A 20,125-nucleotide genomic window follows, 5' to 3' on the forward strand; every position below is an offset into this window, starting at 1 on the left:
CTGGCGGCAAGTCATCCGATCTTCCGCCCGAAGGAAACAGCGTGTCCGGTTTCATCAAGAACAACCTCCGTGAAGGTCTTCCCTACCCGCGAGGTGCCATGTGGGACGGCAAGGGGGTAAATTTCGCACTGTTTTCCGCCAACGCCACCAAGGTCGAGGTTTGTCTGTTCAGCCAGGACGGGCATACCGAGCTCGAGCGCATCACGTTGCCCGAGTATACCGACCAGATTTTTCACGGCTATCTGCCGAACATCGGTCCGGGGCAGGTGTATGGCTATCGTGTCCATGGACCTTACGAGCCGGAAGCCGGTCACCGCTTCAACCCGAACAAGCTGCTACTCGATCCCTATGCCCGTGCCCATGTCGGCGAACTGAAGTGGGATCCGGCGGTGTTCGGCTATACGCTCGGCCATCCGGACGACGACCTGAGCTTCGACGAGCGCGATAGTGCGCCGTTCGTGCCGAAATGCGTCGTGACCGACCCCAATTTCGACTGGCACGGGCAGGCGGCGCGCAACCCGATCGCCTGGGACAAGACCGTCCTCTACGAGACCCATGTGCGCGGCTACACCAAGCTGCATCCGGCTGTTCCGGAAGCGCTGCGCGGCACCTATGCCGGCCTGCACACCAAGGAAGTTCTCGACTACATCCGCTCTATTGGCGTGACCTCGGTCGAGTTGCTTCCGGTCCATAGTTTCGTCAACGACAGCCAGCTTCTCGAGAAGGGCCTCACCAACTACTGGGGCTACAACACGATCGGCTTCTTCGCACCCGACCCTCGCTATGCCCATGACCGCTTCGAGTGCCTGCGCGAATTCAAGGAGATGGTCGCCGGCATCCATGCGGCCGGGCTCGAGGTCATTCTGGACGTGGTGTACAACCACACCGCCGAGGGCAACGAGCGCGGTCCGACCCTGTCGTTCAAGGGCATCGACAACGCATCGTACTACCGTCTGACGGCCGGGCAGCCGCGCTACTACGTCAACGACACGGGAACCGGCAACACCGTCAACCTGTCGCATCCGCGCGTCATCCAGATGGTCACTGATAGTCTGCGCTACTGGGCCAACGAGATGCATGTCGACGGCTTCCGGTTCGACCTCGGCACCATCCTGGCCCGCGAGCCCAACGGCTTCGACAACCAGTCCGGCTTCCTGAAGGCCTGCGGCCAGGATCCGACCCTCGGCAGCGTGAAGCTGATCGCAGAGCCTTGGGATTGCGGTCCGGGGGGCTACCAGGTTGGTGAATTTCCGCCCGGATGGGCCGAGTGGAACGATAAGTTCCGTGACATCACCAGGGAATACTGGAAGGGCTCGGTGCCGGCGACCGCCCTGCTGCCCCGCCTGCTGGGCAGCCCCGGCGAGTTCGATCATCAGGGTCGCAAGCCCTGGGCCTGCGTCAATTTCATCACTGCCCATGACGGCTTCACGCTCAACGATTGCGTCACCTACGAGGAAAAACACAACGACGCCAACGGCGAGGACAACAAGGACGGCTCGTCCGACAACCGCTCGTCGAACTACGGGGTCGAGGGGCCGAGCGACGATCCGGACATCCAGCGCATACGCGCCCGGCAGATCCGCAACATGCTGTCGACCCTGCTGCTTAGCCAGGGTACGCCGATGCTGCTCGCCGGCGACGAGTTCGGCCGCACCCAGAACGGCAACAACAACGCCTACTGCCAGGATAGCGACATAAGCTGGGTGAACTGGAACATCGAGGAGAAGGGCCAGAGCCTGATCCGCTTCGTATCCCGGCTGACCGCGCTTCGCCGTCGTTTCCCGATCCTGCGCCGCGGCCGCTTCCTGACCGAGGCTTACAACGAGGAACTCGACATCAAGGAGCTGACCTGGGTCGATGCCGGCGGCGGCGAGATCGGACCGGATGGTTGGGATGGAACCCAGTGCTTCGGCCTGATGCTGGATGGCCGTGCGCAGCCGACCGGCATACGTCGCCGTGGTTCCGACGCGACGCTGCTGATGGTGTTCAACGCCTGGAGCGACCTGGTCGAGTTCAAGCTGCCGCCGACCATCGACGAACAGTGGAAGCTGCTGATCGACACCAACATCTCCGAAGAGGAGGAGGAGCGCGAGAACCAGATCTTCCCGTCGGGTCACACCTACGGCGTGACCGGCCACTCCTTCCTGATGTTCGAGCTCGAGCCGGACCATCATTCATGACGCACTCGGCCCAGCATCTCTCGCAGGGCGCCCAGATCGAAGCGGACGGTGTCCGCTTCCGGCTATGGGCACCCGGCTGCGACCATGTGTCGCTGTTCCTGGAAAAAGGCGAACGCGTTCTCGCGATGCAGCGGCAACCCGGAGATTTCTTCGAGCTGCTGGTGGAGGATGCCGGCCCAGGCACCCTCTACCGCTACCAGTTGCCGGACGGCATGAAGGTGCCCGACCCGGCCTCACGCTTCCAGCCGCAGGATGTGCACGGGCCGAGCGAGGTCATCGATCCGAACGCCTATGACTGGACCGAGACCTGGGGCGGCCTGCCCTGGGATCGTGTCGTCCTCTACGAGTTGCATGTCGGCGCCTTCACGCCCGAGGGCACCTTCGCAGCCGCTGCCGGGAAACTCGACCATCTGGCCGGGCTCGGGATTACCGCCATCGAGATCATGCCGGTCGCCGACTTTCCGGGTGGCCGCAACTGGGGCTATGACGGCGTCCTGCCGTATGCACCGGATTCAAGCTATGGCCGGCCGGAAGATTTCAAGGCGCTGGTCGAGGCCGCACACCAGCGCGGTATCGCCGTTCTTCTCGACGTGGTCTATAACCATTTCGGACCTGACGGAAACTATCTGCCTGTCTACGCGCCGCAGTTCTTTACCGACCGGCACAAGACCCCCTGGGGCGCCGCGGTCAATTTCGACGGCCAGCATGCCAAGCCCGTACGCGAGTTCATCATCCGGAATGCGCTGTACTGGATCGAGGAGTTCCACCTCGACGGGCTTCGGTTCGATGCGGTGCATGCAATCATCGATGATGGCGACAGGCATCTTCTCGATGAGCTCGCCGAGCGCGTCCGCGCCTCGGAAGATCGTCCGCTGCACCTTCTGCTCGAGAACGAGGATAACGACCCGGTCCGGCTGCAGCGGCGCGGCCGCGACCCTGTGCACTACACGGCGCAGTGGAACGACGATGTCCACCACGTGCTGCACACCGCGGCCACGCATGAGCGCACCGGCTACTATGCCGACTACGAAGGCAATACCGACCTGCTCGGCAAGGCCCTTGCGGAAGGGTTCGGATACCAGGGGCAGATGATGCCTTATCGCGGCAGTGCCCGTGGTGCACCCAGTGCGTCGCTGCCGCCGGGCGCGTTCGTCGCCTTCATCCAGAACCACGACCAGATCGGCAACCGCGCTTTCGGCAACCGGCTTGGCACCATCGCCAAGCCCGAGGCGATGCGGGCGCTGGCGGCGACCTATCTGTTGCTGCCGCAGACGCCGATGATGTTCATGGGCGAGGAATGGGGCGCCACCGAGCCGTTCCCGTTCTTCTGCGACTTCGAGGGCGACCTGGCCGACGCAGTGCGCAAGGGCCGCCGCGAGGAATTCGCCCGGTTCCCGGAATTCCAGGACCCCAAGCAGCGCGACCAAATCCCCGATCCGCTGGCGGACACCACGTTCGCCTCCGCCAAGCTCGACTGGTCGCATATCGACCGCAACCATCTGGCGCATTACCGGAACCTGATCGCGGCGCGCCGTCAGCATATCGTGCCGCTGCTTCCGCGCATCACCGGAGGCGGCACCGCAACACGCTTCGGCGACGAGGCGGTCCAGGTCCGCTGGCAGGCCGGTGCGGACACGCTGGTGCTTGCCGCGAACCTGTCGGCCCAGCGCGTCGATTTTCCGGCCGCTGCCGGCCTCGTCCTCTGGAGCGAAGGCGACACCATCCCCGCCCTCGGACCCTGGTCGGTCCGCTGGACCCTGGAGACCGCATGACCACGCCTGCTTCCGTAATGCCCAGGGCCACCTATCGCCTGCAGTTCCATGCGGGCTTCGGCTTCAAGGACGCCACCGCGATCGCGCCGTATCTGGGTCGCCTGGGCGTCAGCCACGTCTACGCCTCGCCTTACCTGAAGGCGCGGCCGGGCAGCACGCATGGCTACGACATCACCGATCACCAGGCGCTGAACCCGGAACTCGGCACCGAGGAGGATTTCTCCGCCATGGTGGCGGCATTGCGCCAGGCCGGGCTCGGGCAGATCCTGGATTTCGTGCCCAACCACATGGGTGTCGGCGGTTCGGACAATCCGCTCTGGCTCGATGTGCTGGAATGGGGTCCGGAGTCGGAACACGCAGGCTGGTTCGACATCGACTGGGATCCGGATCGCCGCTACCTGCTGAACAAGCTGCTGGTGCCGTTTCTCGGCGACCAGTACGGCGTCGAACTCAAGGCCGGCAACCTCGCGCTCAAATACGACGAGGACGAGGGCACTCTTGCGGTCTGGGCCTACGATACCCACAAGCTGCCGATCTGCCCGCTATTCTACGATCGCATTCTGGCGCATGAGAATGCGGGCCTCGACCGGCTCAGCGATCTGTTCTCCGACCTGCCGATGTGGCGGCCGCAGGTGGCTGAGCGCGCGCGTGCGCTGAAGGCCGAGCTTGCGGCGCTGCTGAACGACGATGCCGAGGCCCGTGCGGCACTCGACGCCCAGATCGCTTCGTTCAACGGGGATTGGAAGGCGCTCGACGCGCTGATCCAAGAGCAGTTCTGGCGCGTCGCGTACTACGGCGTCGCCGGCGACGACATCAACTACCGCCGGTTCTTCAACATCAATGATCTCGCCGGCTTGCGCATGGAACTACCGGCGGTGTTCCGCCATGCGCATGCGCGGATCATCCCCTGGGTCGAGGACGGCACGCTCGACGGCATCCGGCTCGACCATGTCGACGGGCTGCTCGATCCGAAGCGGTATTTCGACGATCTGCGGGCCGCCTCCACGCGCCCCTTCTATCTGGTGATCGAGAAGATCCTGGCGGCACACGAGCAGCTTCGCGAGGATTGGCCGGTCGAAGGTACCACCGGCTACGATTTCACCAACCTCGTGCTCGGCGCGATGATCAACCCGGCTGCCGAGGAAAGCTTCACCGAGACCTACAAGTCGTTCACCGGGCTGGTCACGCCGTTCGCCGAAATCGTGCGCGAGTGCAAGATCCGCATCATGGAAAACGAGATGGCGAGCGAGCTGAACGTGCTCGGCCGCGATGCCGGACGTGTCGCCCGCCAGAACCCGATGACCGCGGATTTCACCCGCAACATCCTGCAGCGCGCGATCAAGCAGATCGTCGCCAGCTTCCCGGTCTATCGCACCTATATCGACATGGACGGCGCCCAGGAGGATGCCGACCGACGCGATCTCGACTGGGCGATGGCGCAGGCGCGACGCGGCGATTCCAACATCGACCCGTCGGTGTTCGACTTCCTGCATGGCGCGTTGTCGGGCCAGGTGGTGGCCGCGCCGAAAAGCGGTTTCAGCCGTACCGCCGTGCTGCGGTTCGCAATGAAGCTGCAGCAGTATTCCGGCCCGGTCATGGCCAAGGGACTCGAGGACACCACCTTCTATCGCTACAACCGGCATGTCGCGCTGAACGAAGTGGGCGGCGAACCGGAACGCTTCGGCATCAGCGCCAACGCGTTCCACAAGGCCAATGCCCAGCGCGCGAAGAACTGGCCGCACGCGATGCTCGGCACCTCGACCCACGACACCAAGCGTGGCGAGGATACCCGCGCCAGGCTGGCCGTGCTCTCCGACCTGCCCGAGGAGTGGAGCCGCCAGGTCACCATCTGGAGCCGGCTGCTGCGTGCCCGCCGGGGCGATATCGGCGGGAACGCCCCACCCGATCGCAACGATGAGTACCTGCTCTACCAGCTTCTGGTCGGCTCCTGGCCGGTGGAACTTCTCGAGCAAACCGACGAGGCGGCGTTGCAGGTCTATGCCGAGCGTCTCAAGGGTGCGCTCGAGAAGTCGATGCGCGAGGCCAAGCTGCACTCGACCTGGACCGCCCCGGATACCGCCTACGAGGACGCGATGCAGGCCTTCGCCCGCGATGCGCTCGACACCAACCGTGGCGGCTTCCTCGCGAGCTTCCTGCCGTTCGCACAGCGGGTCGCCCGCCTCGGCGTACAGAACAGCCTGATCCAGACGGTGATGAAGCTGACCCTCCCTGGCATGCCCGACATCTACCAGGGCTGCGAGATGTGGGACCTGAGCCTGGTCGACCCGGATAATCGTCGGCCGGTCGACTACACCGTGCGGCAGGTGGCGCTGGCGGACCTCGAGCCCAGGCTGGAGCATGTCGAAGGCCGTGGCAGCCTGCTCGGCGAGTTGCTGCAGGACTGGCATGACGGCCGGATCAAGCTGGCCGTGACCGCGCTGCTTCTCGACCTGCGCCGGGAGCAGACCTCCCTGTTCGCGACCGGGAGCTATGAGCCGGTGTCGATCGAAGGCGGCAAGTCGGACCAGGCGCTCGGCTATATGCGCGGCGCCGACGACCAGCGGCTGGTGGTGCTCGTCGCCCGCTACCCGGGGCTGCGCGAGACCGATCCTGACTGGGGCGATACCGTGGCCATGCTGCCGGACGGGCGTTGGACCGACTGGTTGAGCGGCCGCGTCGTCGAAGGTGGCCAGGCGGTGAAGCTGGGCGAGTTGTTCGACGTGCTGCCGGCAGTGGTGCTGCGGTCGAGCTGATCTCCCCGCCCGTTCGCCACGTGTCCGCATGCCATGCGGATGACATCGGCGAGCGGGCAGGCTAGCCTCCGGGGCCAGAACCGGAGGATCACCCGATGCCCGATCCGCAGACCGACACCCACCCTGTTCCCGCGCCGCCGCTCGGCTTCACGCACGAACAGATCGAGGCGCTCTACTTCAACGCGGCGCGCGAAGGACAGGACGACCTCCTGGCGCAGTTTCTCGATGCCGGCGCAGACCCCAACCGGATCGACGGGAAGGGCTACACGCCGCTGATCCTGGCATCCTATAACGGTCATGCGGCGGCCACCGAGTTGCTGCTCGCTCGCGGTGGCGATCCGAAACTGCGCGACGGCAAGGGCAACACCGCTCTGTCCGGCGTCGCCTTCAAGGGCGACATCCCCATCGCGCGCCTGCTGCTCGAGGCGGGTGCTGCGATCGATGCACCGAATCATGTCGGCCGCACGCCGCTGATGTTCGCGGTGATGTTCGGCCGCGAGGCGATGGTGAACTTCCTGCTGGGACAGGGCGCCGACCCGACCATCCATGACGGCGAAGGCACCACCGCCATCATCCTGGCCGAGCGCCAGGGCAGCGTCACCCTTGCACAGAGAATGTCCACCCGGCGCTGAAACCCGCTTCAGGCTGAGCCCGGACCGACCCGGATCATGTCGATGAACGCGCGCAATGGCGCCGGGACCTGCCGCCGTCCGGGGTAGTACAGGTAAAAGTACGGCAGGACCGGACACCAATCCTCCAGAACCCGCGTCAGGCTGCCGTTCGCGATCTGCTCGGCTGCGATCCGCTCATAGACGTGGGCCAGGCCGACCCCTTCCAGGGCCGCCGTCATCATGAGCACGGTGTCATCGACGATGAGCCTACCCGTCACCTCGACCTCGATCACCTCGCCGTCCCGGGCAAATTCCCAGGAATAGTGCGTCCCGCTGGGGTAGCGGCGCTCGATGCAGGCGTGTGCATGCAGGTCCTGGGGCGCCCGGGGTTTCTCATGTCGGGCGAAGTAGGCCGGCGCTCCGACGACCGCGAAACGCCGCTGCGGCCCGACCGGCACCGCGATCATGTCCTGAGCCAGGCGGGCGCTCGGACGGATGCCGGCATCGAACCCGGCGGCCACGATATCGACCAGCCCGTCGTCGCTCACCACCTCCAGCCTGACGTCCGGGTAGGCTGCCAGGAACCTGGCCATCACCGGCCTCACCACCAGCTCGGCGGCCGTCCTCGGCACGTTCAGCCGCAACAGCCCGGCCGGCCGGCCGCGAACCGCCCGTGCCTCGCTGATCGCGTCGGCAATGTCGCCCACCGCCGGACCGATGCGCCTGAGCAGATGCTCGCCGGCCTCGGTCAGGCGGATGCTGCGGCTGGTCCGGTTGAACAGCCTGACATCGATGGTCTCCTCCAGCCCGCGAATGACATGGCTCAGCGCGGACGGGCTGACGTTCCGCTCCGCTGCCGCCTTGCGGAAGCTGCCGTGCCGGGCGACCGCCAGGAACGTTTCGAGCGCTGAAGAGGCTGGAAGCGCCATGGATGAGGATGCCTTCATCAGTCTGGTGAGAAGAACAACTATGTTCTCATCGTCGCCCCGACGTCCAATCTGGAGAGGACCGAAGCGCATCGACAGGACATGCCAGCATGCAACTCGATCTATCCGACAAGACCGCCCTGGTGACCGGAGCCAGTGCCGGACTGGGCGCAGCGATAGCCGGGTGTCTGGCGCGTGAAGGCGTGCATCTGGCGATCACCGCACGCCGCATAGACCCGTTGCGCAGCCTGGCGACCAAGCTTGAAGCCGGCGGCGCGATGCCGGTGCGTCTTATCCAGGGCGACCTCACCAGGCAGGACGATCTGGAGCGGATAGCCGCGGAGGCCATCCAGGGACTGGGCCGGGTAGACATCCTGATCAACTGTGCCGGCGCCTCCAGCCCGGTCTCGATCGAGGATGGCGACACGGTCTGGGACGAGGCCGCCATGCTGAACTTCACCGCGATCCGTCGCCTGACGCACCGGCTGCTTCCTGCCATGCAGGCGCGTCGCTGGGGACGGATCATCAACATCAGCGGCAGCATGGAACAGCGCCGACTCAATGCCGCGGCGGCCGCGAAAGGCGCGCTGCATATCTGGGCGAAAAGCCTGTCCTGCGTCGTGGCGAAAGACTGCGTCACCGTGAACACGATCGCGCCCGGCCGTCTCTGGAGCGAACAGATCCGCGAGCGGCTGCACCCCGACCAGCGGGAACGCGACGCCTTCATCGACGCCAACATCCCGATCGGCCGCTTTGGCGAACCGGAAGAGCTCGGCGTCCTGGCAGCGTTCCTGGCCTCTCCGGTCGCCTCCTACATCACCGGCACGGTGATCGCGGTGGATGGCGGCATGCAGCGATCCCCTCACTGAATTTCATATCGGCCCGAACCGGCGAAAGGATCTCCATCATGAAGCTCATCGAACTCACGGCTCCCCGCCTCGACGCATTCCGCACGGCGTCGCGCCCCACCCCGCGCCCGGCCCATGGCGAAGTACTCGTCCGATTGCGCGCCGCCTCCCTCAACTTCCTCGATATCGCCGTCGCGACCGGAGCCTATCCGGGGCCGGTATTTCCGATGGTCCCGGTGGCCGACGGGGCCGGGGAAATCGCCGAGCTCGGCACCGGTGTCGACGGATGGTCGGTCGGCGATCGTGTGGTCCCGCACTTCATGCCCGACTGGCAGGACGGAACGCTGACCCCATCCCTGTTTGGCGCCCGCCGCGGCGTGACTCGCCCAGGTAGCCTCGCGGAATACGTGGTGGTCCCCGCCGCCTCGCTGGTTTCCATCCCGGAACATCTGAGCTTTGCGGAAGCCTCGACGTTGCCGATCGCCGCGACGACGGCCTGGCGGGCGGTTCGCTCCGCGAAGCTCGGCCCACACTCCACGGCTCTCCTGCTCGGGACCGGCGGCGTCTCGATCTTCGCGCTGCAGTTCGCCAAGGCGCATGGCGCGAGGGTCATCGTCACCTCGTCGTCGGACGAGAAGCTCGAGCGCGCCCGCGGACTCGGCGCCGACCTCACCATCAACTATCGCGACATTCCGGACTGGAACACCGAAGCCCTGCGACTGACCGGTGGATCCGGTGCCGACCTGGTGCTCGAGACCGGCGGCACCGAGACATTCCCACGGTCGGTCGATGCCGCTGCACTGGCGGGAACCGTGTTCGTGATCGGCTTCCTGACCGGTACACAGCCCACCATCGACGTGCTGCCGATCATGGAGAAGGAACTGCGGATCCAGGGCAACAACACCGGTCCGGTCGCCGCTCTGCGTGCAGCCGCCGCCGCGATCGCCAGGCATCGTCTGGTCCCGGTGATCGACCAAAGCTTTGCGATGGACGACGTCGCCGAGGCCTACGCGCATCTCGCAGCCGGAGGACGGCATTTCGGCAAGCTGGTGATCACCATCGACTGACCTGCGCCGATCGATCCGGGATCCAGCTTTGCAGCAGCCTCGCCAGCACCCGCACGCCGAGCGCTGCATCGCCGGCCTGGATCGCCTCGGCGGGAGTGTGGCTGATCCCGCCCTTGCAGCGCACGAACAGCATCGCGATCGGACAAAGTGACGCCATCGCCATGGCGTCATGGCCGGCACCGCTGGGCAACCGTCGGGTCGCCACGCCCTCCGCGGCACAGGCCTGCTCGAGCCGGGACTGCAATGCAGTGTCGCATGGTGCGGCCGGGGCATCATGGACCGGTTCGATCGCCAACCGGACGCCATGCGCCTGCGCAATCGCGCCGATGTCGGCCCTGATCGCGTTCCACGCCTTTGTTCGGTCGGTGTCCAGCGGTGCGCGCAGGTCGAGCGTGAACATCGCCTGGCCCGGGATGACGTTCACAGCACCCGGCTGCACCTCGATCCGGCCGATCGTGGCGGTGACGTCCTGCAGGCCAAGGGCAATCCGCCTGATCGCAACCAGCATCTCGGCCGCTGCCGCCAGGGCATCGCGACGGCTGGCCATCGGCACCGTGCCGGCGTGTCCCGCCTCGCCCTCGACCAGCAGCCGGTAGCGGCCGGCCCCGTTGATTGCGGTCACGATCCCGAGCGCCAGACCCGCCTGCTCCAGCACCGGTCCCTGCTCGATGTGCAGCTCGACGAAACCCAGCACCGGGCCGGCGATCCGCGCCGTCGAGAGCCCATCCGGATCGCCGTCGAACGCCGAAAGCGCCTCGGCCAGCGAGATCCCGTCCGCGTCCGTGGCGGCAAGCTGGCGTTCGATGTCCAGCGTCCCGGCCAGCGCCCGCGATCCGGTCAGGGTGACCGGGAACCTGACCCCTTCCTCGTCCCCGAACGCCAGCAGCAGCACCCCGAACGGCAGCACCACGCCTCGTGCATGCAGCAGTTCCAGTGCAGCCAGCCCGCCGAGCACGCCGAGATTGCCGTCGAAGCGGCCGCCATCGCGCACGCTGTCGAGATGCGATCCGACCAGCAGGACCGGAACGCCCGGCGTCGGGCCGGCCAGCTCGCCGATCAAGCTCGCGGCCGCATCCATCCGCACCGACAGGCCTGCCTCGCGCATCCACCCGCCGACCAGATCGACCGCCCGGCGATGCGCCGGCGACAGGAACAGCCGGCTGAGCCCGTGGCCCGGCGTATCGGTGCAGTCGGCCAACAGGTCCAGCCGCTGCATCAGCCGCGCGGCGATCGCCTGCGCCTGCCCGTCATCATCCTGCCCGCCCACATTGCCTCCCGAAGCCGCGTCGCCGGTCTCTATGCTATCCCTGTGCCGAACCTCTACACCGGAACCAGGCCTCATGAGCGCTTCGACCACCGGACGGATCACCACCCATGTGCTGGACACCGCAACCGGGCGCCCCGGTGCCGGCATGGCGGTCACGCTGGTACGGTTGTCGCCCGGCGCCCGCGAGCCGATCGGCCGGTTCGTCACCAGTGCGGACGGCCGCTGCGACGGACCGCTGCTGCAAGGCGCCGCCATGACCTCAGGGGTGTACGAGCTCACCTTCGATGTCTCAGGCTGGCGAGGCGACGCGACCGGCTTCTACGACGAGATCCCCATCCGCTTCCGGGTCAGCGATGCGGCGGCACACCACCATGTACCACTAATCCTGTCGCCCTATGGGTATTCCACCTACCGGGGCAGCTGACGGCGGCCCACCATTTGCTTACGGCTTCGTGATCCTTCGACGCTCTGCCTGGAGACCGTTGTGCCCGACCAGATGACGTTCCCATCGAGCCCGGGTCTCGTTGCCCTCGAGCAACGGGTGCGGCGCGATCTCGCACTGATCGACTACCCCGCCCATGCCTGGGTGCCACCGCGTACGGGAGTGCTCGACGTGGCGATCGTCGGCGGCGGCCAGGGCGGCATCGCCACGGCTTTCGGGCTGATGCGCGAAAAGATCACCAACATCGCGGTGTTCGACCGTAATCCGGATGGGCGGGAAGGCCCCTGGGTGACCTTCGCCCGGATGCTCACGCTGCGCACCCCCAAGCATGTCACCGGCCCGGATCTCGGCATCTCCAGCCTGACGCCGCGTTCCTGGTTCGAGGCCACGCACGGTGCCGATGCGTGGGCGGCACTCGGCAAGATCACCCGCCAGGACTGGCAGGCCTATCTCGGCTGGTATCGGGGGGTGCTCGACCTGCCGGTGCAGAACGACACCGGCGTCGTGGCGATCGAGCCGCATCCCGGCCCTGACGGCGACCTTCTGCGCCTCACCCTGGACGGTCCCGGCGGCCGGCGAACGCAGCTTGCACGCAAGGTGGTGCTGGCGACCGGCATCGATGGCAGCGGCGCCTGGCACGTTCCGGACTTCATCCGCACGGCGGTCCCGGCCGACCGCTATGCGCACACCTCGGCGGACATCGATTTCGACCGGCTGCGCGGGCGGCGCATCGGCGTGCTCGGTGCCGGCGCATCGGCGTTCGACAATGCCGCCACAGCGCTGGAAGCAGGCGCTGCCTCGGTCACCCTGTGCCTGCGACGGCGCGACCTGCCGCGGATCAATCCGTATCGGTGGATGGAGAATGCCGGCTTCCTCGGCCACTTCGCCGAGCTGCCTGATCTGATGCGATGGCGTTTCATGCGTCGGATTTTCGACCTCAACCAGCCGCCCCCGCAGGACACCTTCTGGCGCTGCCGCCGGCACCAGAATTTTTTCCTGCGCATGGGCTGCCCATGGATCGGTGCCCGCATGGATGGCGACGAGATCGTCATCGACACGGGCGTCGGTTCGGGCGAACGCGAACTGCGGTTCGACCAGCTGATCGTCGGCACCGGCTTCCTGATCGATCTGACCCTGCGTCCGGAGCTTGCTCGTTTCGCTGGCGATATTGCCCTGTGGCGCGATCGTTTCAGCCCGCCCGACGCCGAAGCCCATGCGCTGCTCGGCAGCCATCCGTATCTCGGCGACGCGTTCCAGTTCCAGGAGAAGCATCCAGGGGCCAGCCCGGCATTACGCAATGTCCATAATTTTACCTTCGGTGCCACCCCGAGCATGGGCCTTTCCGGAGCCTCGATCAGCGGCATGCGCTACGGCATCTCGAGGCTGGTTTCCGGGCTGGCGCGGGACCTTTTCCTCGACGATGCCGGCCGGCATCTCGATAGCCTGCTCGCCTACGATGTCCCGGAACTGACCAGCCTGGACCCTCCACCTGCGTGACCTGTCGGCAACTTGCCAGAAGCTTGAGCCATGATTGGGGAACCACTGCCCCGGTACCGCGTCCGGAAGCAACCGGCATCGTTTCCGGTTGGCCGCGGCCATCCGATCGTGGTCTCGTTACGTGGAGTTTCCAGCATGGCGCGCCCGACTAAGCCCACCCCATCGCGCGCCGGAAAGGCCGCCTCCAAGCCGACCAAGGCTGCGACCCGACCGACGACTGCCGCGCGTGGAAAACAGGTTGCTGCTTCCCCCAGCAAGGACGAGTTGCGGGCTCGCGTCGAGAAACTGGAGCGCGCCAACACGATCCTGCGCACCAAGAACCGGGCCGGACTGGCCAATTTTCACGAGGCATCCGATCGCGTCACCGAGCTGGAGACCCGCTTGGAGAAGCTGGAAGTGCAGCTGTCCCGCTCTTCCGCCGGGACGAAGGCCAAGCCGGCAGCCGATGCTGCCAAGCCCAAGCGGTCGCCCAGTCGTCGGCAGCGCACGAACGAAAATTCGCACGATGCGGATGACGTTACCGCGATGAAAGACTCCAAACTCCATTCCGACCCGGACGAGACCGCGACAGCCAGCATGCAATAGCTGGCAGGCCAGCCACCCCCGATAGTCAGGTGCATTTTTATCCGATTGTTTTATCTCTCAATCGGATAAAACGCCTGTCGAAACAGCAAGCCGGGACTTTCTTCCTACCGGCCTGGGCCTGGGCCAATCCTCAGCGACGCTCGTAGGTCCCGACCAGCGTTCCGCGCGCGATCACATGCCCCCGCAGCGCATCCACGAGGGCGCCGCGGCCGGGCACGCTGCGGAACTCGGGCACCATGTCCAGCGCGAACATCTGGAACGAGTAGTGGTGCGGGCCGTGGCCGCGTGGCGGATCCGGCGGCAGCCACCCACGCTGCATGTAGGAGTTCCGTCCCATGCCGAGATCCTCGCCCTGGTGACCCGGGCTGGGTAGGGCGCCGGCGGCCAGTTCGCCATCGAACGGCTTCATGTCGGCCAGAATGGCATGCACCAGCGGACGCGGCGTCGGGCTGTCCTGGTCCTCGATCAACAGCACCAGGCTCTCGGCCTCGGGCGGCACGCCGATCCAGACCAGGGGCGGCGAGATCTGCTCGCCATCCGCCGTATAGAGAGCGGGGATGGCGGTGCCGGGTGCAAATGCCGGCGAGGTCAGCTGGATGATATCGGGAACCGCGGCGAAGGCCTCGTCGGCACAGACCAGTGTGTCGGAACCGGGTCGCACGCCCTGGAGGGCCCGGCCCAATCCGGCTGGAACGTTCTGCAGCATCGGTGTCTCTCCTGGTCTCTGCGGCCTGTACGTTGCGGTTCAGGCAATCCGTCTGAGGACGTTCGAGAGCGTCGACGGTTCTGACCCTCGCGACACCGTGCGTTCGGTTGCCTATATTCCGTCGAGCCGACCAACCCGAACCGACCGGATACCAGCATGAGCCGCTTCTGGAGTGCCCGCGTGCACACCCTCACCCCCTATGTTCCGGGCGAGCAGCCGAAGCGCCGCGACCTGGTCAAGCTCAACACCAACGAATGCCCATACGGCCCGTCGCCGCTGGCGCTGGCGGCGATCCGCGACGCCACCGACGACAGTCTGCGGCTCTATCCGGACCCGACCAGCACCAGGCTGCGCGAGGCGCTGGCGCGCCATCATCGGGTGACGCCGGACCAGGTGTTCGTCGGCAACGGCTCCGACGAGGTGCTGGCGCACATCTTCCAGGGCCTGCTGCAGCAGGACGCGCCGCTGCTGTTCCCGGACATCACCTACAGCTTCTACCCGGTCTATTGCGGCCTCTACGGCATCGGCTACGAGACGGTCGCCCTGGACGAGGATCTGCGCGTCCGGATCGAGGATTATCGCCGGCCCTGCGGCGCGATCATCCTGGCCAATCCCAATGCGCCGACCGGGATTGCCCTCGAACTCGAGCAGATCGAGAGGCTGCTCGAGGAGCATCCGGACCAGCCGGTGGTGATCGACGAGGCCTATGTCGATTTCGGCGGCCAGTCGGCAGTGACGCTGATCGCGCGCCATCCGAACCTGCTGGTGGTGCAAACCCTGTCCAAGTCGCGGGCCCTGGCGGGGCTGCGGGTCGGTTCGGCGATCGGCGCCGTGGCGCTGATCGAGGCGCTGGTGCGGGTGAAGGACAGCTTCAACTCGTACCCGCTCGACCGGCTCGCGGAGGCCGGCGCCACCGCCGCGATCGACGACGAGGACTGGTTCGAGGAGACCCGCGCCCGGATCATGCAGAGCCGTGACCGGCTGAGCGATGGATTGCGGCGCCAGGGGTTCGAGGTGCTGCCGTCATCGGCGAACTTCCTGTTCGCGCGCCACCCGCACCAAAGCGGGGCCGGCCTGCATGCGTCGTTGCGCGCACGCGGCGTGCTGGTGCGGCATTTCACCGTATCGCGCATCGTCGACTACCTGCGGATCAGCATTGGCACCGACGCCGAATGCGAAGCCCTGCTCACCGCGCTGGCCGGCATCCTCGACGACAACCGGGACTAGAACCTCTCCTGCTGACAGCCGCCACGCAGCCGGGGCCATTGCCGGCGGCGGGGCGAATCCGGCCACGGCCTCGTAAGCGTCACCGGCAACCGGAAACAGGCGCCCAGGCTGTCAGAAATGTCACAACTGCCCGGCTTGCGCCTGGGATCACGTAATAACGTTCGTCCCGCTATAGTCCATCCGATATAACGAAGCCGGACACTCGGGGTGAGACGATGACATCAGGATCGACGCGGCTGCTGGCCGTGGTGCTGGTGGCTGGCTTGCCGACCGGGGCCTTCGCCGCCCCTACAGCCGATGTTGCGCAGGCTCCGGCAGACGGCACGGAGCACATCCTGGTGCGCGGCGAAGCGCCATATGCATCCGTCGCGCAATACCACGCGAACACTGCACAACTCGGCCCGCTCGGTCAGACATCGATCCTGACGGCGCCGGTGTCGGTCACCGTGCTGACCCAGGACTTCCTCGCGAACCAGCAGCTGCGCACGCTGAACGATGCCCTCCGCGCACTGCCGTCGGTCGAGGTGCGCGACCAGCAAGGGCTCGAAGTTTCGCGCCCGCAATCCCTGGGGTTCCAGGGCTCGATCACCCAGAACACCCGGCTCGACGGCCTCAACATCATCGGCACAACCGCGGTCCCGGTCGAAAACCTCGACAGCATCCAGGTGCTGAATGGGCTCGGCGGCGCGTTGTTCGGTCCGGAAACACCGGCTGGGGTGTTCGACTACATCCTCAAGCGGCCGACCGACATGCCGCTCGCCCGCCTCGTCGGCAGTTTCGCGAGCAACGGGATGTTCACCACCGAGGGCGATGTCGGCGGCCGCGTCGGCAAGAACGGCTGGCTCGGCTACCGGATCGACCTCGTGCATGGCGAGGGCGAAAGCTTCGTGAGTGGCAGCTTCGCGGACCGCACGCTCGGCAGTGCTGCTCTCGACATCCATGTCGACGCCGACACGGTGATCCAGGTCAACGGCAGTCATTACGAAGACAGCGGCTACGGCCTGCCGGGTAGCATCGTCTATGACGGCGCCAGCACGAGTTCGACGAACAGGAACACGATCCTGCCGAGTGCGCCCGATCCGACCCAGCGCGGCCTCGGCCAACCGGGAGCAGGTACCGATCTCATCACCGACACCGGGCTCGTGAAGATCATCCATAATTTCGGGGGTGACTGGCGGCTCGAGCTCGGCGGGCTCTACCAGGACGCGCAGCGCAACCTGTTCGGCATCACCAACACGCTCACCGACAATCGCGGCAACTATACGACGACGAAGAACTTCACCGCCGTCCCGCATTTCACAGACGGCAGCAACGAGGCCTCTCTCAACGGCCACGTGACCATCGCCGGTATGCGGAACGACCTGACGCTGGCAACCAACGGCTTCATCAACGACCAGTATAATTTCCGCAATTCGATCGTCACGACGCTCGGCAGGTCGAACCTGGCCAACCCCGCGATCTTCCGTTACGTGGCGATCCCGTCGCACGGTAGCCAATATCTTGCCGGCGACCTGTTCCAGCAATCGATCATCGAGGGAGACACGCTGCATATCGATCGGCAATGGGCGGTGCAGGCGGTATTCAGTGAGTCCTTCCTCCGCTCGGAAAGCTTCAGCTCCAAGGACGTCCGGACGAGTGCGGGCAGTACGAACGGCACCTTCAGCCCGACGGTAAGCGGGATCTGGACCCCGACCGCCAAGGTCACTGCCTATTTCACCTACGCGAGCAGCGTCGAGGAGAGCGACCAGGCCCCGACGACCGCGATCAACGCCAACGCCTTCCTCGCTCCGTATCACGACGAGATGTTCCAGGCCGGGGTCAAGTACGCACCGTTCACGAACCTCTTGCTGACGGCGGACGCGTTCCGGATGACGCGGCCCTACGCGACCACGCTTAGCGACAATGTCTTCCAGGTGATCGGCGAGCAGCGCGACCAAGGGTTCGAGACCTTCGCGCAGGGAAACATCCTGCCTTCGCTGAGCGTGCTCGGCGGCTTCACCTATATCGATGCGCGACTGCTCGACTCGGGCAACGTGACAACGGATGGCGGAATGATCGTGGGCGTGCCGCAGTGGAAGAGCGATGTGACGCTCGACTGGCATCCGGCTTTCCTGCAGGGACTCGCCTTCACCGGCAGCGCGCATTACGAGAGCGAACGCGCGGCAACCGATACGAACAATTCCTTCGCGCGTCAGTACGCGACGCTCGACCTGGGCGTTCGCTACGCAACCCGCGTGCTGCGCCATGCGATGATCGCAAGACTCGGCGCGATCAACGTGACCGACAAGCATTATTATTCGTCGATCGCGGATGGCAACATCGTCGGCAGCCCCGGTGCCAACACCGCCTATCTCGGTGCACCGCGGACGGTGCTGGCGAGCCTCGAGTTCGACCTCTGATCGCGGTGCGGCTTGAGGATCCTGAAGAGCCGTGACCGGCATCGATCGATCAGGCCTCGATCGATGGACAGTTGCTTTCCCGACTCGATTGAGATCAGGCTGACCAACAACGCCTCGACGAGGCAATGATACCGGACCGGCCGGCAGCTTCGGGAAGACAAGATGCCACCAGATCACCGCCCCCCTCCCCGCGCGCCGCTCGGATCGCTGATTGTGATCGCGGCTGTCGTCGGCTGCACCGCCGCCGCGTTTGCCTACACCGCGGGCTGGCTGTCGCCGCACCGGCTCACTCCATCCCGGCTCGTGGCCGGTTTCGGCACGCCAACTGATCTGGGTCACCGCCGCAACCATGCGAAGGGCGTGTGCTTCACAGGACAATTCGAGTCCAGCGGCGCTGGTGCGGCCCTGTCCCGGGCGGTCGTTTTTGCGGCCGGCTCCTATCCGGTGGTGGGCCGCTTCAATCTCGGCACCCCGAACCCCGACGCCAAGGACGCCAGCGTCCGGGTGCGTGGACTCAGCATTCAGGTCAAGCCGCCGGGCGGACAGGAATGGCGCAGCGGGATGATCAACGCGCCGTTCTTTCCGGTTTCCACGCCGCAGGCTTTCTACTCGTTGTTGACCGCCAGTGGCTCGAAAGACCCGAATGCGATGGGGTCTTTCATCGCAGCAAACCCGGAGTTCAAGCCATTCGGCGTCTGGGCGAAGACCGGGCCGTGGACCGGCTCCTATGCCGAGGAACGTTATAACGGCTTGAATGCCTTCCGCTTCGTCGACGCCTCGGGCACGGCGCATGCCGTGCGCTGGTCTCTGTTGCCGGCGGCTCAGCCGGTCACGATCGATCCCGCCTCGCTCGACGCCGGCGGTGCCGACGTGCTGGAGCAGGAGATCACCAAGCGGGTGCAGGCCGGCCCGGTGCGCTGGACCATGCAGGTAGCGGTGGCCGACCCCACCGATCCGACCGCCGATCCTAGCAAGCCCTGGCCGGCCGATCGGCACACGGTCGATGTCGGCACGCTGGTGGTGAGCCAGGTGCAGCCGGAGCGCGACGGACCGTGCCGCGACATCAACTATGATCCGACCGTGCTCCCCGACGGGATCACCACCTCCGACGACCCCTTCCCGGCAACGCGGTCGGCGGCATACGCGGTGTCGTACGACCGGCGTACAGCCGAGGCAGCCCATTATCCCCGCACCGAGGGAGCCAATCCATGACCCAGGTCGCCACTGCCACGACCGTCCGGCGGCGCTTTACCCCGCTTCAGCGCGGGCTGCACTGGCTGATGGCAGCCTGCATCCTCGCCATGCTGTTCATCGGCGTCGGCATGGTCTCGACGGTCAGCCAGCGCTACCTGACCCTGGTCTCGATCCACAAGCCGCTCGGCATCGCCATCCTGCTGCTCGTGCTGGTCAGGATCGTGGTGCGCCTGCGCTCGGGCGCGCCGCCGCTGCCCGCAGACCTGCCGGAGCCGATGAAGCTCGCGGCGCATCTGTCGCACTACGCCTTCTATGCGCTGATGCTGGCGATGCCGCTGATCGGCTGGGGCATGCTGTCGGCGGCGGCCTATCCGGTGCAGGTGCTGGGCTTTATTCTGCCGCCGATCCTGCCGCAGAGCGACGCGTTGCACAGCCTGTTGTGGACCGCGCACCGTACCCTGGCCTTCGCGTTCTTCGCGTTGATCCTGCTTCATCTCGGTGCCGCGCTGTTTCATGCGCTGATCCGCCGCGACGGCGTATTCGAGGCGATGGCGCCGGTGCCGGACCATACCGTGGCTGGCCCGGGGGAATAGCCGGGACGACAGGCGTTTTGGCCCTATCGCCTGCGCATCGAGCCGTCGTCTTACGGGC

Annotated in this window: 16 protein-coding genes; 13 read left to right on the plus strand and 3 right to left on the minus strand. The window is 66.1% G+C overall.

The genetic code is table 11. The features are described from left to right. Positions 1-41: 41 nt before the first annotated feature. The 4 genes from glgX (at position 42) to HN018_RS19025 (ending at position 7,337) form a co-directional block, all read left to right on the plus strand. Complete coding sequence (glgX, locus tag HN018_RS19010; RefSeq protein ID WP_204259579.1) at positions 42-2,180, plus strand: glycogen debranching protein GlgX; 2,139 nt, start codon at positions 42-44, stop codon at positions 2,178-2,180. Next, the gene (gene treZ / locus HN018_RS19015) at positions 2,177-3,952 is read left to right on the plus strand and encodes a malto-oligosyltrehalose trehalohydrolase (RefSeq protein WP_171835787.1); all 1,776 of its coding nucleotides are present in this window, start codon (positions 2,177-2,179) and stop codon (positions 3,950-3,952) included. Before glgX ends, treZ begins: the two co-directional genes overlap by 4 nt. After that, positions 3,949-6,705 carry a malto-oligosyltrehalose synthase gene (gene treY, locus HN018_RS19020; RefSeq protein ID WP_171835788.1) on the plus strand — a complete coding sequence of 919 codons (2,757 nt, stop codon included), beginning with the start codon at positions 3,949-3,951 and terminating at the stop codon, positions 6,703-6,705. Before treZ ends, treY begins: the two co-directional genes overlap by 4 nt. Positions 6,706-6,800: 95 nt before the next feature. Continuing rightward, positions 6,801-7,337, plus strand: a complete 537-nt coding sequence (locus HN018_RS19025) for an ankyrin repeat domain-containing protein (protein WP_171835789.1) — start codon at positions 6,801-6,803, stop codon at positions 7,335-7,337. Positions 7,338-7,345: 8 nt separating this feature from the next. Here HN018_RS19025 and HN018_RS19030 read toward each other — a convergent pair whose 3' ends face one another. Further along, on the minus strand, positions 7,346-8,245 hold the full coding sequence (locus HN018_RS19030) for a LysR family transcriptional regulator (RefSeq protein WP_171835790.1): 900 nt from the start codon (positions 8,243-8,245) through the stop codon (positions 7,346-7,348). A 107-nt stretch (positions 8,246-8,352) separates the two neighbouring features. Between HN018_RS19030 and HN018_RS19035 the strand changes: the two genes are divergently transcribed. Both HN018_RS19035 and HN018_RS19040 read left to right on the plus strand, forming a co-directional pair. After that, a complete protein-coding gene (locus HN018_RS19035) occupies positions 8,353-9,111 on the plus strand; it encodes an SDR family NAD(P)-dependent oxidoreductase (RefSeq protein ID WP_171835791.1) in 759 nt (252 codons plus the stop codon). A 38-nt stretch (positions 9,112-9,149) separates the two neighbouring features. Beyond that, a complete protein-coding gene (locus HN018_RS19040) occupies positions 9,150-10,157 on the plus strand; it encodes a zinc-dependent alcohol dehydrogenase family protein (protein WP_171835792.1) in 1,008 nt (335 codons plus the stop codon). Here HN018_RS19040 and HN018_RS19045 read toward each other — a convergent pair. Continuing rightward, a complete protein-coding gene (locus tag HN018_RS19045) occupies positions 10,144-11,424 on the minus strand; it encodes an allantoate amidohydrolase (RefSeq protein ID WP_239478835.1) in 1,281 nt (426 codons plus the stop codon). The two genes, HN018_RS19040 and HN018_RS19045, sit on opposite strands and share 14 nt — an antisense overlap. 73 nt (positions 11,425-11,497) lie before the next feature. Here HN018_RS19045 and uraH point away from each other — a divergent pair, with 73 nt between their 5' ends. The 3 genes from uraH (at position 11,498) to HN018_RS19060 (ending at position 13,948) form a co-directional block, all read left to right on the plus strand. Further along, positions 11,498-11,848 carry a hydroxyisourate hydrolase gene (gene uraH / locus HN018_RS19050; protein ID WP_171835794.1) on the plus strand — a complete coding sequence of 117 codons (351 nt, stop codon included), beginning with the start codon at positions 11,498-11,500 and terminating at the stop codon, positions 11,846-11,848. 72 nt (positions 11,849-11,920) lie between these two features. Beyond that, complete coding sequence (locus tag HN018_RS19055) at positions 11,921-13,363, plus strand: SidA/IucD/PvdA family monooxygenase (RefSeq protein ID WP_171835854.1); 1,443 nt, start codon at positions 11,921-11,923, stop codon at positions 13,361-13,363. A 135-nt stretch (positions 13,364-13,498) separates the two neighbouring features. Continuing rightward, a complete protein-coding gene (locus tag HN018_RS19060; RefSeq protein ID WP_171835795.1) occupies positions 13,499-13,948 on the plus strand; it encodes a hypothetical protein in 450 nt (149 codons plus the stop codon). A 130-nt stretch (positions 13,949-14,078) separates the two neighbouring features. On the opposite strand, the gene HN018_RS19065 is transcribed toward HN018_RS19060, so the two are convergent. Beyond that, complete coding sequence (locus HN018_RS19065; protein ID WP_171835796.1) at positions 14,079-14,654, minus strand: YbhB/YbcL family Raf kinase inhibitor-like protein; 576 nt, start codon at positions 14,652-14,654, stop codon at positions 14,079-14,081. Positions 14,655-14,810: 156 nt separating this feature from the next. On the opposite strand from HN018_RS19065, the gene hisC reads away from it, so the two are divergent. The 4 genes from hisC (at position 14,811) to HN018_RS19085 (ending at position 20,067) form a co-directional block, all read left to right on the plus strand. Next, positions 14,811-15,881 (plus strand): histidinol-phosphate transaminase, encoded by a 1,071-nt coding sequence (gene hisC, locus HN018_RS19070; RefSeq protein WP_171835797.1) that lies wholly within the window; start codon positions 14,811-14,813, stop codon positions 15,879-15,881. 215 nt (positions 15,882-16,096) lie between these two features. After that, complete coding sequence (locus HN018_RS19075; protein ID WP_171835798.1) at positions 16,097-18,280, plus strand: TonB-dependent receptor; 2,184 nt, start codon at positions 16,097-16,099, stop codon at positions 18,278-18,280. Positions 18,281-18,442: 162 nt separating this feature from the next. Continuing rightward, the gene (locus HN018_RS19080) at positions 18,443-19,492 is read left to right on the plus strand and encodes a catalase family peroxidase (RefSeq protein ID WP_171835799.1); all 1,050 of its coding nucleotides are present in this window, start codon (positions 18,443-18,445) and stop codon (positions 19,490-19,492) included. Continuing rightward, entirely contained in the window at positions 19,489-20,067 is a 579-nt protein-coding gene (locus HN018_RS19085) for a cytochrome b (RefSeq protein ID WP_171835800.1), read from the plus strand. The genes HN018_RS19080 and HN018_RS19085 overlap by 4 nt, the downstream gene beginning before the upstream one ends. Positions 20,068-20,125 lie beyond the last annotated feature (58 nt).

This window comes from Lichenicola cladoniae (assembly GCF_013201075.1).
Classification (GTDB): domain Bacteria; phylum Pseudomonadota; class Alphaproteobacteria; order Acetobacterales; family Acetobacteraceae; genus Lichenicola; species Lichenicola cladoniae.

Coding starts and splice junctions, on each gene's coding strand:
- treZ (WP_171835787.1), top strand. CDS start 2,177: ATGACGCACTCGGCCCAGCATCTCTCGCAGGGCGCCCAGATCGAAGCG.
- treY (WP_171835788.1), top strand. CDS start 3,949: ATGACCACGCCTGCTTCCGTAATGCCCAGGGCCACCTATCGCCTGCAG.
- HN018_RS19025 (WP_171835789.1), top strand. CDS start 6,801: ATGCCCGATCCGCAGACCGACACCCACCCTGTTCCCGCGCCGCCGCTC.
- HN018_RS19030 (WP_171835790.1), bottom strand. CDS start 8,245: ATGGCGCTTCCAGCCTCTTCAGCGCTCGAAACGTTCCTGGCGGTCGCC.
- HN018_RS19035 (WP_171835791.1), top strand. CDS start 8,353: ATGCAACTCGATCTATCCGACAAGACCGCCCTGGTGACCGGAGCCAGT.
- HN018_RS19040 (WP_171835792.1), top strand. CDS start 9,150: ATGAAGCTCATCGAACTCACGGCTCCCCGCCTCGACGCATTCCGCACG.
- uraH (WP_171835794.1), top strand. CDS start 11,498: ATGAGCGCTTCGACCACCGGACGGATCACCACCCATGTGCTGGACACC.
- HN018_RS19055 (WP_171835854.1), top strand. CDS start 11,921: ATGACGTTCCCATCGAGCCCGGGTCTCGTTGCCCTCGAGCAACGGGTG.
- HN018_RS19060 (WP_171835795.1), top strand. CDS start 13,499: ATGGCGCGCCCGACTAAGCCCACCCCATCGCGCGCCGGAAAGGCCGCC.
- HN018_RS19065 (WP_171835796.1), bottom strand. CDS start 14,654: ATGCTGCAGAACGTTCCAGCCGGATTGGGCCGGGCCCTCCAGGGCGTG.
- hisC (WP_171835797.1), top strand. CDS start 14,811: ATGAGCCGCTTCTGGAGTGCCCGCGTGCACACCCTCACCCCCTATGTT.
- HN018_RS19075 (WP_171835798.1), top strand. CDS start 16,097: ATGACATCAGGATCGACGCGGCTGCTGGCCGTGGTGCTGGTGGCTGGC.
- HN018_RS19080 (WP_171835799.1), top strand. CDS start 18,443: ATGCCACCAGATCACCGCCCCCCTCCCCGCGCGCCGCTCGGATCGCTG.
- HN018_RS19085 (WP_171835800.1), top strand. CDS start 19,489: ATGACCCAGGTCGCCACTGCCACGACCGTCCGGCGGCGCTTTACCCCG.